Origin of the sequence: Thauera sp. 28, from assembly GCF_000310145.2 — a bacterium.
GTDB classification, from domain to species: domain Bacteria; phylum Pseudomonadota; class Gammaproteobacteria; order Burkholderiales; family Rhodocyclaceae; genus Thauera; species Thauera mechernichensis.
The window spans coordinates 119,768-134,570 of record NZ_AMXA01000010.1 but is presented as its reverse complement, the minus strand read 5'-3'; the positions used below and the strand labels follow the sequence as shown (position 1 = coordinate 134,570).

At 62.0% G+C, this 14,803-nt stretch carries 8 protein-coding genes; 4 read left to right on the top strand and 4 right to left on the bottom strand.

Annotated elements, in window-relative coordinates; genetic code table 11:
- Nucleotides 1–297: 297 nt before the first annotated feature.
- A complete protein-coding gene (locus C662_RS09720) occupies nucleotides 298–3,429 on the top strand; it encodes an SNF2-related protein (protein ID WP_002928067.1) in 3,132 nt (1,043 codons plus the stop codon).
- Nucleotides 3,430–3,453: 24 nt separating this feature from the next.
- A complete protein-coding gene (locus C662_RS09715; RefSeq protein ID WP_002928064.1) occupies nucleotides 3,454–5,268 on the top strand; it encodes a hypothetical protein in 1,815 nt (604 codons plus the stop codon).
- Between the two features lie 81 nt (nucleotides 5,269–5,349).
- On the opposite strand, the gene C662_RS09710 is transcribed toward C662_RS09715, so the two are convergent.
- Nucleotides 5,350–6,972: an NERD domain-containing protein gene (locus C662_RS09710; protein WP_002928061.1), complete on the bottom strand. Its 1,623-nt coding sequence runs from the start codon at nucleotides 6,970–6,972 to the stop codon at nucleotides 5,350–5,352.
- Between the two features lie 1,053 nt (nucleotides 6,973–8,025).
- Nucleotides 8,026–9,453, bottom strand: a complete 1,428-nt coding sequence (locus C662_RS09705) for a DUF6880 family protein (protein WP_002928060.1) — start codon at nucleotides 9,451–9,453, stop codon at nucleotides 8,026–8,028.
- A gap of 385 nt (nucleotides 9,454–9,838) precedes the next feature.
- Here C662_RS09705 and C662_RS09700 point away from each other — a divergent pair, with 385 nt between their 5' ends.
- On the top strand, nucleotides 9,839–10,948 hold the full coding sequence (locus C662_RS09700) for a hypothetical protein (RefSeq protein ID WP_198291890.1): 1,110 nt from the start codon (nucleotides 9,839–9,841) through the stop codon (nucleotides 10,946–10,948).
- Nucleotides 10,949–11,390: 442 nt separating this feature from the next.
- Here the strand turns inward: C662_RS09700 and C662_RS09695 are convergent, their stop codons facing one another.
- Together C662_RS09695 and C662_RS09690 are read right to left on the bottom strand one after the other, a co-directional pair.
- A complete protein-coding gene (locus C662_RS09695; protein WP_002928055.1) occupies nucleotides 11,391–12,476 on the bottom strand; it encodes an IS5 family transposase in 1,086 nt (361 codons plus the stop codon).
- Nucleotides 12,477–12,662: 186 nt separating this feature from the next.
- Nucleotides 12,663–13,148 (bottom strand): hypothetical protein, encoded by a 486-nt coding sequence (locus tag C662_RS09690; RefSeq protein WP_002928053.1) that lies wholly within the window; start codon nucleotides 13,146–13,148, stop codon nucleotides 12,663–12,665.
- Nucleotides 13,149–13,532: 384 nt separating this feature from the next.
- On the opposite strand from C662_RS09690, the gene C662_RS09685 reads away from it, so the two are divergent.
- Nucleotides 13,533–14,774, top strand: coding sequence for an IS4 family transposase (locus C662_RS09685; RefSeq protein ID WP_332307098.1), 1,242 nt, complete (start codon nucleotides 13,533–13,535; stop codon nucleotides 14,772–14,774).
- Nucleotides 14,775–14,803 lie beyond the last annotated feature (29 nt).

Sequence of the window (14,803 nt, the reverse complement as noted above, 5' to 3'; positions counted from 1 at the left end):
CCCCCCCCCAGCCCCCCAAAGCAAAGCGAACACGCAAACAGCCGAAGGAGAAGATCAAGCCGAATAGCCCCACGCCAGTGAAGCCTGCTGGCTCCGCCTCGAAGAAGAAATTTCATGGTCGGGTGAGGCACAAGCACGTGTCGCCGGGGGACACCCCCGCCACGCATGCAGCCTCTACAGATATGGGAGACTCTCGCTTGCCCCCTCGTGGTCGCGATGAAGACGGAACAAGCGGTACGCATGTCTTCAGGGAGTATGGAAGCGGCCAATTTGGCTCCTACCCATCTCATGATGACTATGAGTGAGACCCTCAGCTTGCAGCCCGGCGATAAAGTCCGCTTGAAGGCCAACCCGGGCAGGGTTGGCATCCTCGGCAACGAAACCGATGGCCCGCCGCATCGACTCCGGGTTCTCGTCACTTTCACGGATGGCGACGAGCAATTCGTGCTCAAGAACTCGCTCGAGAAGGTCGACCGGGCATCTGCAGGACCCTACGCAATGGTGGCCAGCGGTCGTTACGGCCGAGTCGAGGATCTCCGTGGCGCGATCACGTATTACCGCTTGAGCGGTCGGCTGGCGAACCTCATCTACAGCCTGAACACGACGAACACGCAGTTCCTTGCCTACCAGTTCAAGCCCGTACTGCAGTTCCTCGACTCGCCCTCGAACGGCATCCTCATTGCGGACGAGGTCGGCCTCGGCAAGACCATCGAGGCCGGCCTGATCTGGACGGAGCTCCGCGCCCGTGTCGATGCGAAGCGCCTCCTTGTGATCTGTCCCGCGATGCTTCGCGAGAAGTGGAAGGCCGAACTATCCGAGCGCTTCGGGGTGAGCGCGGAGATCGTCGACGCACGCGGCCTGCTGGACCACCTGCAGAGCGTAAGGGAACGCCCCCAGCAACAGTTCGCGCTGATCGCCAGCATGCAAGGCTTGCGCCCGGCCAAGGGCTGGAATGACGATGAGGAGCCGTCCCAGGCAACCACTGCAAAGCTGGCGCGCTTTCTGAACGAGGCGGACCTCGAAGAGCCCCTGCTCGACATGCTGATCATCGACGAGGCGCACTATCTGCGAAACGACGAAACGGCTACCCATCGTCTGGCCCGGCTGCTTCGTCCAGTCGTGCAGAGCATGGTGATGCTGTCGGCGACACCGATCCAGTTGCGGAGCGACGATCTTTTCAACCTGCTCAACCTGATCGACGAGGACTCCTTCCCCTTTCCCTCCTCGTTCCAATATTCCCTGCAGGAAAACGCACCGATCGTCGCCTTGCGCGACCGGATTCTGAGCCACGTGGTCACGCCCACGGACTTCGTAGAGACATTGCGTGAGGCAGTTGGTGGTCGCATCTTCGGCGACAACGCTCAGCTCGAGCACCTCATCAATCATCCGCCCTCTGCCGAGGATCTTTCCTCGCCGCGCGGACGCTCAGAAATTGCCGATCAGCTCGACCGCATCAACCCGTTGACCAAGGTCGTCACGCGAACCCTGAAACGCGACGTGCAGGAAATGCGCGTACAGCGAGATCCAGTCACGATCCGCGTGGAGATGAACCCGATCGAGCGCGAGTTCTACGATCGAGTGACCGAGGCGGTTCGCGAGTTCTGCGCGCGCATCGACATCTCCGAAGGCTTCATGCTGACGATTCCGCAGCGCCAGTTGTCCAGCTGCGTGGCAGCCGCGTGCAAGGGTTGGCTCGATCGCACGGAACTCGATGACGAAGAGCTTGAAAGCGAGGTCTTCGAGCTCTACGGCGATGCCGAGGACAACGAGAAACGCCCGAGCCTGGGCGCCCTATTGCGAACACTCGTGGGCATTGCACGACGCGTTGGCGACCACACGGCACTCGAAGCGGTGGACAGCAAGTACGACATGCTGGTCCGCAACCTGAAGCAATACTGGGCCGCCTACCCCGGCAAGAAGATCGTTCTGTTCTCCTTCTACCGCAACACACTCCACTACATCGCACGCCGGTTGGCGGCAGAAGGGATCCAGTCTGCAGTGCTCCACGGCGGGATGGACAAGCATGGCGTGCTGCGGCACTTCGAGTCGACCGAAGGCCCCGACATACTGATTTCTTCAGAGGTCGCTTCCGAGGGTGTGGACCTCCAGTTCTCCAGCCTGCTCATCAACTACGACCTGCCCTGGAACCCAGCCCGGATCGAACAGCGCATTGGTCGTATCGACCGGATCGGACAGGAAGCCGAGAAGATCCTGATCTGGAATTTCATCTACACGCACACGATTGATGAACGGATCTACGACCGACTGCTGGAGCGCCTCGACATCTTCCGCCAGGCGCTCGGCAGCATGGAGGCGATGCTGGGCACCGAGATCCGCACGCTGAGCTACGAGCTGCTGTCGCACAAGCTCACACCGGAGCAGGAGCAGGAACGCATCGACCGCGCAAGTCTTGCCATCGAGCGAGTGAGCAGGCAGCAGGCGCTGCTGGAAGAGGAAGCCACCCAACTGATCGCCCACGGCGATTTCATCCAGAACAAGGTACAGGCCGCCAAGGAGCTGGGTCGCTTCATCCGAGGCGAGGATCTGCTCGCCTACGTGAAGGATTTTCTCGAGCGTGAGTTTCCCGGGACGCGTTTGCTTGCGGACGATGACGACGAGCTCGAGCATGTCATCGAGCTCTCGACCGAGGCCCGCGTCGCTTTGTCCGAGTTTCTCCAGCAACAACGGCTTCAGGGCGCAACGCGCCTCCTTGGTGCCGCACCGCCAAGGCTCATCTTCGAGAACCGTCATGGGCGGAACTCGTCCGGAAAGGAACGGATCACGCAAGATCATCCGCTCGTGCGCTTCGTGGCGGATGAGTTGAAGAAGGCTGGAAAGGGGCCGCTCTACAGCCCGGTTGCTGCAGTGGAGATCCTGGGCAACACGGTTGGAACCGTCGAGCGCGACATCTACGTCTATGCGATCGCACGCTGGGCCGTCTCAGGTGCCCGCGACATTGAGCGGCTGGAGTATCTGGTCCAGCGGCTTGCAGACGGTTCATTGCTCGACGGCGAGCAGGCGGAGTTTCTCGTGAATGCCGCAGGTCTCCAGGGCCGGGACTGGCTGGGCGCAAGCACAAGCCTGAACCATGCGCACACCGCCGGGGTGCTCGACGACTGCCGTGCCGAGCTCGAAGAGCGTTTTCGCGCATTTCGTGACGCACAGATCCGCGAAAACCGAGATCGCGTCAGCTTCATGGTGAACACCCTTCGGCATCACCTGGATAACCAGCGCAGGCGCTTCCACGAACGAATCGAGAAGTATCGACTGCACGGTACCGACAAGCAGAGGCGACTGATTCCAGCGGAAGAGGGCCGGCTCAAGAAGCTCACCCAGCGCATCGAGGCACGGATCGCTGAGTTGCGCCTGAAGGAGTCGATCCAGGCCCACGACAGCATGGTGTCGGGCGGCGTTATCCGAGTGGTCTGAACCGGCACGAAAAGGGAGAAGAAGATGGCTGGCCAGATGGCAGAACTGTTGAAGAAGGCCTTTGCAGAGAAGGGCGTGCAGCTTCCAGGCGCCAAGGTCGAGACCCGAAAGGTTCTCCCGCCCGACAGTGGCGAGCCATCACAGCACACGGGCCAAAGCGCGAAAACACCGACGGTGTCGCCCCCGGCGGGCCCCACGGCACCCAAGGAAGGAAAGAGATCCGACCCGATCGCCGAGGCTTGCAAGAAGTGGCGTGCGGAGCATCCGGTGGCTCGCGCCAAGACGCCGGTCAAAGCGTCTCAAAAGGCCCCTCCCCTCGCTTGCTACGACTCATCGCCCGAGCGTGCAGACCAATCACCCGAGGGCAAGGTGTCGCCGTATGAGGTTCGCCTCGGCTCCGCTGCAAGGCTTGCGCTCACCCTCGACGAACAGGTCGGGCTCGAAGTGCTGGATGGATACGAGGAGTTGGGACGGAGCAGCCAGTGCTGCCACGAGACGGCGGACGACGAGCATCTGATCGCCATGGGAGTCGATTTCGGGACGTCGAGCATCAAGGTGGTGATCGGCGATCCCGCCCTCGGCAAAGCCTTCGGAGTACCGTTCACAACGGCAAGCGATGTCGCCCGGTATCTCCTGCCAACCCGCTTGCACGAATCGGCAGGACGGTTCTCCTTATGCGAAGGAGAAGAAACGCATCGCGACCTGAAACTCGCATTGATTGCGAACCCCGGCGATCTGGTGTTGCGCGAGCGCGTGTCCGCCATGCTCGCCCTGGTCATCAGGCAAGCTCGGGGCTGGCTGTTCGCAACGCATGCCGACGTCTTCGCCCGAACCCGACTCCTGTGGAAGCTCTCGATTGGCCTGCCCGTCGCCCACCACCTGGACGATGAGCTGACCCAGACCTTCAACGATGTCGCGCACGTGGCCTGGCTTGCAGCGTGCACGCCTCGAGATATCTCACGCACCACAATCGCAGCCGCAAGGGATCGCAAGCGCGAAATTGCGGCAGCCCCCGAGCGCATGTCGGAGGACGAGGATGTCGAGATCAGCGTCGTTCCGGAGATCGCTGCGCAGATCTACGGCTTCGTGAATTCGAGCCGCTTCAATCGCAAAGAGCAGAACATCTACCTGATGGTGGACGTCGGCGCCGGCTCGGTCGACTCATCGCTGTTCCACGTCAAGCCGGCGCGCGGGGGAAAATGGGACTTCGAGTTTTTCACTTCTATCGTCGAACCGCACGGCGTCATGAACCTCCATCGCCATCGTGTGGGATGGTGGGAAGAGGCGCTTTCGCAGTGCAGCGAACCTACGGCCGGACTCATCTCGAGCGCGCTCGCAGAGCACAAGTACCCGACGGATCGGACCGTCGCTTTGCCGAGTCGCTTCACTCGCTACGTCCATGATGCGAAGGTGTTCCTACGCAAGCCCTCGGACGACCCCGATGACACCTTCTTCCAGAAGAAGGTGGTCAGCCAGGTGCGCGGCAAAAGCTACTGGCGGGCATGGAGAGATGGGCACCTCACCCCCGCCCAGCTGATCGGCGTACCTGCGTTCTATTGTGGAGGCGGCATGCGTATGGAATTCTACAACAAGCTGCAGAGCCAGATGCAGTCGATGCCTGGCTACACTTGGCTCAGGGCTGAACCCCGGCGAATCGAGTTGCCCAAGAACCTCGAGGCCCCGGGGCTTCACCGAAGCAATTACGACCGGATGACCGTGGCGTATGGCCTGAGCTTCCTCGAGGTGGGCAAGGTTACGAGAGCACTCCCTCCCCCGAAGCTGTCCTTAAAGCCAGACACATCCTGGGCAGAGAACTATGTCGGAAAGGAACTCTGCTGAGCGGCAGAATCGCCGTTGATGATGTCTGGCACGCGGTAGGGCGTCGTAATCCAATACCGCGTCGATCAACGAAGGATCGCCCTACAGCAAGGCGGCAAGATCCGCCTCTGTTCGCCTCGACACCACCACCTCCAACCCCAACTGAGCCCGGGTCATCCCCACGAACAGGCGCCTGCGTGCTGCCTCGTCGAGCTGGTCGAAGTCCACCTCCGCCAGCACGACGCCCATGGCGCTCTGTCCTTTGAACCGATGCACGGACTCGATCAGGAGCTCGCCCTCTGACCACACAGGCTCACCATCAGCCGTATATCGCCCCAGAAACTTCCGCAGCGCAAACGCCCCCAGCTTCGCCTCCTTCAGCAGGTGCGAGCGACCGTGTCCGCGCGCGCTCAAGACTACGATCTCGGCGAGCGGAATGCCGCGTTCGCGCAAAGACTCCACCGCCGCCAGCGTCTCGCGGCGCAGGCCGCGACCATCGTCGTACGCGCGGAAGGTCGGGAGCTCGCCTGCGTATGGGCTGCGCGCCTCGACCGCTCCTTCGGCCAGGCCCAACGCGTTGATCACATCGACGATGGCGCGCGGCGAACGGAAGTTGTCGTTGCAGCGCACGCTGACCGCGCCGTCGAGATCGAAGCCGTCGCGCTCGTAGAGACGCTGCGCCTGGTCCTCGAGCAGATAGAGTCGCCCGTCTTCCTTCAACTGCGGCAGCAGGCTCGCGACCCAGGCGGGGTCGAAGTCCTGCCCTTCGTCGATGATCACGAGGTCGTACAGCGCCTCGAAGTCCTGCGCATCACTGCCGTAGCGCTCGACGACCGCCTGGAAGATGCCCTCGGCGGTGAAATCCGGCTCACCCTGGGTACGCCGCCAGTGCTCCACGCAGAGCTCGTGAAAACTCGACACCCGCGCACGCGCCGGCGCGATGCGGCCGATGTGATCCGCCAGGGTGCGGTTGAAGCAGACGTAAAGGGCCCGCTGCCCTGCGGCCGCCGCGTCGTCGAGCAGGCGGAGCGCAAGCTGCGTTTTCCCGGAACCTGCTGTCGCCTGGATGCGCACCACGCCGGATGGCGAGGCAATGCGCGGAACCCAGGTGGCAAGGCCGTCGGCGAGGCGACGGCTCGTCTGGCGCACCTGGTCACCGAGCACCTGCAGGTCAATCGAGACCTTGAAGACGTTGCCCAGGAAGCGGCGGAGCGATTCCACGTCGCTGCGACTGCTGCCGTGTTCGAGCAGCTCTCGCACACGGGTACCAAGATGCGAGTAGTCGTTCGCGTCGATGATGCGCTCGCGCGGCATCGAGACGATGCGGGCCTCTTCCACCTGATAATCGGGAAGGACGACACAGCCGGTGACGTGCGCATGCAGGCCGGCCTCGGCAAGGCGGTTGAGCATGGCCGCATGCTGCACTCGGGTCTGGCGGGCAACATCGTGTTCGCGTTGCCCGTAGAGCTTGACGAGATTGCCGTCGATCAGCGCGAGCTCGCCCGCCTTGACCTCGACCAGGAGGATGTTGCCGCTCGGCGCCAGGACGACGAGGTCGATCTCGCCATGCCAGTCCTCGCCCTGATGCGCGGTCTGCCAGGCGACGCTATGGAAGACCTCGTAACCGCCAGGCAGCGACTGCTGCAGACGGTCCAGAACATCAAGCTCGCGGTACAGGCCGGCATCGTGCCGGAGGGTATCCAGAGCCGGGGATATTTGCGCCATCGGGTGTGCTTGTTGTTGAGGATGACGGCATGGATTATTCCACAGGAGGCCTTCTTGACGCCTCTCACGACAGCGCTATCCGTAGTGCCGAAATTCGTACTGAGCACGCTGGGCATTGCTGATCCACCGATCACCGAGCGTGAGCAAGGCCGCGTGCGCGAAAAAAGCCAGCGAGCGAGACGACAAAGTATGTAACGCCTTTAAAACGACATCGGCGATGTGGTCACGCGGGAGCGTTACATACTTCAATTCAATGCTTTACGTTCAAAAAACCCCGGTCACGAGCACGAAGCGTCGGCCCGGGACGAGCGGTGGCGGGTTTACTTGTAACGGACGCGCACTCTCCTGCAGGGTGTGTAACACCCCTCTGAACAGCGTCCGAGGACTCCCTTTAAAACGCAGGAAGACCTGGTTTCGGATCGCAGGCGCCCACCTCTCATGAATAGTGATCCACCAGGCAAAAGCTAGGGCTCTTAGCTTCCAGGATGCCCAAAGGTACAGGAACACCAAGAACTGCAGCCGCACAACCCGCTTCGTGCAGGGTCTCCCGAGAATTACCCAGGGCGCCCTATTTCCCCCGGTTGCCGACGCCAGGATGGTGGCCTTTTGTCCAGGAGACACGATATTGATGAGCCTCGTCTCGCCGTTTCAAGCCTGCTAACGACTATCTCGGCGAACACAGGCCCAAAGTTTATGGGCCGACCATCTGACCGGAAGGACGCTGACTCCTCACGGTCGGACAGGCGATCACAAAGAAGATCAGCACGTGGGCCATTGCGCTTCCTGGCGTTCAGTTCGATGGAGGAAATCCTTATCGCACAGCAAGCTGACTCACGGGATGTAACGTTGCGCGCCATCGACAAATTTGCACCGTCCGGTGCAGTAACAGCACCGAAAGGCTCCCAAATCGCACCGTTCGGTGACTTCATTCAGGCATTTTTCGTTGTGAACATTGGATTTCCGAACGAATTATAAACGCCCCACCGTGCGGCGTTTATATTCGGTGCAGATATTCGGTGCAGATAGCTCCCCCACCTGCGCACCAGAACCGCTTCAGAGCCCCTCGAGCCGTTTCATGAAATTGCGCTTGCGCCTCCACTCGACCCGGATTTCACGAAGCTCGTTCTCGAATTTCCGGGGCTGCCCTTCTTGGAGGCGTAGCTGCCGGATCGCGTCGACAATCTCGAACGCGCGGTCGTAGCGCGCGCCCGGCCCTTCGGCTTCGACCACGTGCGGGAGCAGCCGACGGTAAAGCGCAACGGCCTCGTCGGGATGCGTCTTGCCTCGCATGGCCGCCACCGCCTCCCAGAGCTTCACGGACACGGGACCTCCGCAGAAGACGGCCCACATCGCCTCGACGTCTCCTTCCTCCCGGTGAATGCCGACCAGGTGATCACGCTCGAAACCGAACAGGGCCGACCGTCGGGAAGATCCACCTTTTGATGATTCGGACTCCTGTTTCTCGACCCGCGACCACAGCAGCCCCAACGCCCGCTCACGCAAGCTGCCCTCTCGTCCGATCAGCTTGCCAATCTCGAGCAGATCGAAGAAGGCGTTGCACCCGGCGAGACGCTCGAAGCGTTGCCAGGCGACCTTCTCGACCTTTTCGTAATCCCCCCTTTCGCGATAGAGCTCGACCAAGAGACTCTCGAGCGGGTAGGACTCGTTAATAGGAAACGCTTCGAAGCCCTCCTCCGCCCAACGAATCGCCTCGTCAAGCCGCCCATGTTCGCGGCAAAGCTTTGCGAGCTCCAGATGGCGACCACTTCGGGAGAGATTTCTGGCTTTCGCGCGGATCAGGGCGTCCAGATCGCCAGCCTGAGCCAGCCTTCCTTCGACGATTGCTTCGATCGCATGGCGCCTTGAGCTAACCGAGGAGCTCCTGTCTCCGGCCTCAAGGGCGGGCAAGACTTCCCAGGCTTCGAAGGCGGCCCGCCAGTACGCAGACTGGCCGGCTTCACCGATCAGTTCGAAGTAGTCCTCGATGATTTCGGGAAGAAACCCCCAGCGGTCCTCGAGTTGCCGTCGGAATAGCGCGCGCCCCACGTCTTCCGGAGGAATGCGGAGTGCAGCGCAGGCGTCGAGATGCGTTCGGTGGAGGTCACGGATCGCATCATCCAGGAGGCCAGAGGACTCGTGGAATTGCTCGACTGACCGCTCGACGAGGTCGATGAGCTTCTCGACGAGCTCAAGCAAGGCAGGATCGCCGTCTCCGATGCGTGCGTCGAGCAGTCGGACCGCATCTTCCACACGATCGGCGTAGCCGGCGTCATCCGCCCAGCCGAAACTGCCTTCGGGAGTGAGGCTATGCAGAAGTGCCTTCTCGAGCGTTCGCAAGCCCGGACGCTTTGCTGCCGTCACCTGGGTCACCAGGCGCTTCCACAGTTCGGCGTTGTTGAAGGCGGCCTCGAGCAGCACCTTGCGCAACGCCGCCGCGCCAAGGCTCTCAAGGTAGTCGATGACTTGTTGCTGGTTGTCCATGGGCTTCGGTATCGGGACTCCGGGCAGTGCGATGAAAGCTCACCTGCTTGCGGTGAAGCTGGCTCAAAAGCCCTCTCGTCATTCGGCCACGGTCACAGAGTCGGATTGGGGAGAAAATACCGATGTTGCGGGACCACGCCGGACCTGCGCAACACCTCCTCGCCGGGACGCAAACCGAACAGCGCACCTGCGCATCACGTACTCGGCTTCCCGACGTCGCCGACTTCCCGCCCCATGACGGACCAAACAATATCGCGATTTCATGAGCACAAAGACTGACAAGGCCACCTGGGAATTCGCTGCGCGCTTTCGGCGCCACACCTTCGGCTGGAAGGCCCAGCCTGCCATCACCCGCATCCGCGAAGCCGTCTCCGAGATCAAGGCCGTGGCCCGCAAGGACCCCGTGCGCGGCGCCGAGGGCGCAGTCATGTTTCTGGTGCGTATCTCGCCAGCGATCGAACACGTGGACAGCTCGTCGGGGTCGATTAGCAACGCGGTAAACAGAGCGATCGATGCCCTGGTGCCCTTGATTGCGGATGCCCCGGCTGATCTGCCGACACGTCGCCGATGGCTCGGAGCACTTTTTGAAGCCCACGGCGCAGAATCCATTCCGTACATCGAACCGCTGGGTGACCACTGGGGCACGCTATGCGCGAGCCCCACACTTGCAGCCGAGTGGGCCGACGCACTGGCACTGACAATCGAGACGGCTTGGCGCCGGTATCCGCAGGAACACGTGTACTTTCATGGCACCAACGTGGGCCTCTCGGCAATGCTGGCGGCTGGACAGTACGATCGCCTCCTAGGCCTCCTCGACAAGTGCCCCTACAGGCTTTGGCACGATCACCAGTGGGGCGTGAAGGCCTTGGCCGCCCTGGGGCGCACGGAAGAGGCCCTGCAATACGCGGAAGCCCTGCGAGAGCAGAGCGCCCCGCGCGACGAGGTCGCCCGGGCCTGCGAAGCCATCCTCTTGTCCTGCGGCCGCGCCGATGAGGCCTACGCCCGCTACGCCATCGAGGCCAACTACGCGGGCACTTACCTCCCCACCTTCCGTGCCCTCTGCAAGAGATATCCGCACAAAGCACCCGAGCTGGTCCTACAGGATCTGATCGACCGAAGCCCGGGTGACGAAGGCAAATGGTTCGCTGCCGCAAAAGATGCCGGCCTGTACGCGCTGGCGAGCGAACTTGCACGACGCTCGCCGGTGGATCACCGCACACTCATCCGGGCCGCAAAGGATTTTTCCGAGTGCCAGCCCAGCTTTGCAGCGGACTGCGCCTTGCTCGCGCTGCACTGGATCAGCGCTGGGCGAGCCTTCGAGGTGAGCACCGGTGAAATCCTGGCCGCTTTCGATCATTTGCTCGAGGCCGGCGGACGAGCCCAGTGCCTCGACCGCGCTCTCGGTCAGTTGCAACAGATGCTGGACGTCCTCCCTGCGGAGCACATGGTGCACCGACTGCTTCACGCGAAACTTGAAAGGCCGACCCCAGGCTGACCTGGAGAACCGCAAGGCCAGGTTGCTCCTGTTGATCTCTTAGCGAACGAAAAACCTCAATCGAAAAAAGGAAAATGCACTCTGTCGCGGACCAAGCTGGTCCCGTTATACGCTCCGCTTTTGGGGTGTCAAAGGACGCAAGGCACCCAGGACCGCTTTAGAGCAACATCCGGTTCCGTCCTCGTTGTGGCCCACAAAACACAACTTTCTTAAACTAACTCCCCGACCTAGCAGGGTGTTGAAAATTGCATCATCACCTTCGGTTTCCAGGTTGGCTGGGAAAAATCGACGCTGAAGAACCCCGGCGTGGTTTGGCATGAAGCACTTTCCAGCCGTCTTTCGAGCCGATTCCGCTACCGCAATTCAGCAGCGCTCCCGTCGCTGCAAAGACGTTGTTTCCTATCCCATGCCGCACTTCGAATGGCGCGCGAGCGCCAACAAATTACGGCGCCAGCAGATTGCCCAATCGCGTCAGGTTGTACACGGCGAAATTGAGCAGCGCATGCGCGCGAATCTTGTCCAGGCCGCGCGCCATCAAACGGCGCAGCGTGCCGATATCCTTCACCCAGCCGAAGGCTTCCTCGATCATCTTTCGACGACGCAGACTGACCCTATAGCCTTCGGTGGTCTTGATGTGTTCGGGCACTGCACTGCCCTGGGTCTTGGCAGCCACATGCGGGGCGATGCCCAGTGCCGTCAGGGCGCCCACGAATTTGGCAGTGTCGTAACCGCGATCCGCAGCCACGGTGGGTTTGCGGCCCCCGCTCGCTGGCTTGACGCTGCGCTTGAGCATCACCAGCGCGGCCTCACGTTCGGCGGTCCCGGTGGCTGGGGTCGTGTGCACATCGACGATCAGCCCGTGCTGGTTCTCGGCCAGTGCATGCGTGGTGTAGCTCAGAAACGCCATGCCGCCGCCCTTGCTCGCCAACAGGGACTCGGGGTCTGTGCGCGAAACGTGCGTTGCTTTCGAGCGTTTCTTGCCCCGGAAATCGACCTCGGGGTTGCGCCCCTGATCCGGTCCGGGTGGCTCGTCCGAGCCGTCGCGTGCGGCCATGCTCTTGTGCGAGGCCCACGCCCGCAGCAGCGAGCCGTCGACGCTGAAATGCTCATCGGACGCCAACTCGGCCCATTCGGCGATCGCGACCACGCCGCCGAAGAACTCGCGCATCACGCTCTCCTTGAGCAGGCGATCTCGGTTGGCCGAGAACGTCGAGTGATCCCAGATCGCCTCGTCCAGCGTCAGCCCGACGAACCAGCGGTACATCATGTTGAAGTCGATATGTTCGACCAGCGCGCGTTCCGAGCGGATCGAAAACAAGCATTGCAGCAGCGAGGCCCGCAGCAATCGTTCCGGCGCAATCGAGGGACGTCCGCCTTCGGCATAGAGCGCATCGAAATGCGCAGACATCGAACGCAAAACCAGATCGGCGAGCACCTTCACGCGACGCAGCGGATGGTCTCGGGGAATTCGATCCTCGAGATTAACGTAGCTGAACAGGGGGCTCTGTTTATGGTCGGTGCCGCGCATCGGAGCAATTCGAGTGGTAATGCAGATCGTATTGTAACGTCCGGGAAAGCCTTGCCGGTGCTCGGTTTTAGCTAAATCAACAACCTGCTAGTTTAAGAAACTTAGTATTTCCAGGTCTTCTTGCTCAATTTTGAGGCACCCATCGTTATCGCCAGCCACCCCATGCCATCGGCGGGTGGGCCACTCCTAGCAACGTGTTGGAAAATGCGTCGTCACCTTCGGCTTCCAGCTTTGCTGGAAAGAATCGACGCTGAAGAACCCCGGCGTGGGGTTCGCTGCCGGCCACGTTGGGTGCAACCCCTGTGCCGTCAGGGCGCCCACGAACTCGGCGGTGTCGTAACCCCGGTCTGCAGCGACGGTGGGTTTGCGGCTCCCGCTCGCCGGCTTGACGCTACTCTTGACATGCAACAGCGCAGCCTCACGTTCGACGGTCCCGGTGGCTGCAGCCGTGTGTGTGTGCAAATCGAAGAGCGGCCTGTGCCGATTTTCGGCCAAGGCATGCGTGGCGTAGCTTAGAAACGCCATGCCGCCACCTTTGCTCGCGAGCGGCAAATCGGGGTCGTTACGCGAGATGTGCGTCGCGTTCGAGCGGTTCTGGCCTCGGAAATTGACCTCGGGATTGCGGCCCGGAGCCGGCCCAGACGGCTCATCCGAGTCGTCGCGCGCGACCATGCTCTTGTGCGAGGCCCACGCCCGCTGAGCTAGCTGACGACGCTGAAATGCTCATAGGACACCAGCTCGGCCCATTCGGCGATCGTGATCACGCCGCCGAAGAACTCGTACATCACGCCCTCCTTGAGCAAGCGCTCGCGGTTAGCCGAGAAGGCGCAGTGACCCCTTGAAGGTAACTGTTAAAAAACGTGCCACCACCGCGCTTTTGCAATCACGGCCTTCAAACCCTAGCCGACGTTGGAGGCAATTTCGGAAAAGGGACGACAATCGGGGGGGGTATCGAACCAATGCTCTCAACTTTAGCTTATAGCCCTTGTGAGCCCTATGGGAAACGGGTAAAATGTCGTTCGTTAAGTCATTGATAAATAGACAATATGAACTCGAATACTCGACCACGAGTCGCTGCTGTCCGAGTTCGCTGACTTTCTGCTCGAGCCCGCGCTGGCCGAGCAGGTACGTCTTCGGCCTGGGGCTTTCACCCGCGATCGCAAGCTCACCCTGCCGCGCCTGGCGGCCATGATGATCTCGGGCATGTGCGCGAGCGTTCAAGCCGAACTCGACGCCTTTTTTGGTCGCCTGCATGCGGTGCCCGGGCGGATCCGCGAGGTCAGCGCACAGGCCTTCAGCAAGGCCCGCCAGGGGTTTTCGGGCCGGCTGTTCGAATTGGCCAGTGCGCACCTGCTGCACCTGGCGCGCCCGCACATCGAGGCGGCACGCTGGAATGGCCGCCGCGTGGTGGCGGCTGATGCGTCGCGCCTGCGTGTGTCGACACGCAAGACGGCCGCACTGACGGCGGACCACTACGCGTTTGCCTTGTTTCTGCCGGGCACCGAACTCACGCTGCACGCCAGTCTGCATCCGGCCGACGGCTCGGAGCGGCAGATGCTGTTCGAGGCGCTCGACGCACTCGATCCGGCGCAGGATCTGCTCGTGCTCGACCGAGGTTACGTCGGCAACACCATGGCGGCGACGCTGGCGCAACACGGCATGGCCTTCTGTCTGCGCGTCGATGCCAGCGGCTGGCGTTGCGTCGCCGACTTCCGACGCTCGAACGAGGCCGAGCGCGTGGTCACACTGTCGCCGCCCACCGCACGCGATGCCAGCACGTTCGATCTGGCCCGCACCGCCACCACCGTGCGCCTGATCCGCAACATCGCTCCGAACGGCCAGATCCGCGTCCTGATGACCAACCTGCTCGATGCCCAGTCGTATCCGGCCGCGCAGTTCAGCGCGCTCTATCACCAGCGCTGGCGCGTCGAGGAGGCCTTCAAGCGCATCAAGCATCGTCTGCGCCTCGAGGCCACGACGGGGTTGAACTACCTCGCCCTGCAGCAGGACTTCGCCGCCAAGATCCTGGCCGACAACCTGTGCGCACTGCTCAGCGGCAGCGGCACCGACGACGCCATCCAGACCGACTCCCGCCCGAATCGCACCTACGCATTCGGCGCACTCAAGCCCATCCTCGCCGGGTGCCTGCTCGGCATCGCTCAGGCATGGGCGGCATTGCCCGATACCCTGGCCGCCATGGGCCGCAGTCGATGCCGCATCCAGCCAGGCAGAAGCTACCCACGACCGCCCCGAAGCAAGCCACATTTGCATATGTCCTATAAGGGAGCGTTAAGTTGAGAGCATTGGGTATCGAACCCCGGAGCCTA

Bases quoted from the DNA above. Each gene is read 5' to 3' on its own strand.
- C662_RS09710 (WP_002928061.1), bottom strand. From the start codon at position 6,972: ATGGCGCAAATATCCCCGGCTCTGGATACCCTCCGGCACGATGCCGGC.
- C662_RS09720 (WP_002928067.1), top strand. From the start codon at position 298: ATGAGTGAGACCCTCAGCTTGCAGCCCGGCGATAAAGTCCGCTTGAAG.
- C662_RS09695 (WP_002928055.1), bottom strand. From the start codon at position 12,476: ATGCGCGGCACCGACCATAAACAGAGCCCCCTGTTCAGCTACGTTAAT.
- C662_RS09705 (WP_002928060.1), bottom strand. From the start codon at position 9,453: ATGGACAACCAGCAACAAGTCATCGACTACCTTGAGAGCCTTGGCGCG.
- C662_RS09690 (WP_002928053.1), bottom strand. From the start codon at position 13,148: ATGGTCGCGCGCGACGACTCGGATGAGCCGTCTGGGCCGGCTCCGGGC.
- C662_RS09715 (WP_002928064.1), top strand. From the start codon at position 3,454: ATGGCTGGCCAGATGGCAGAACTGTTGAAGAAGGCCTTTGCAGAGAAG.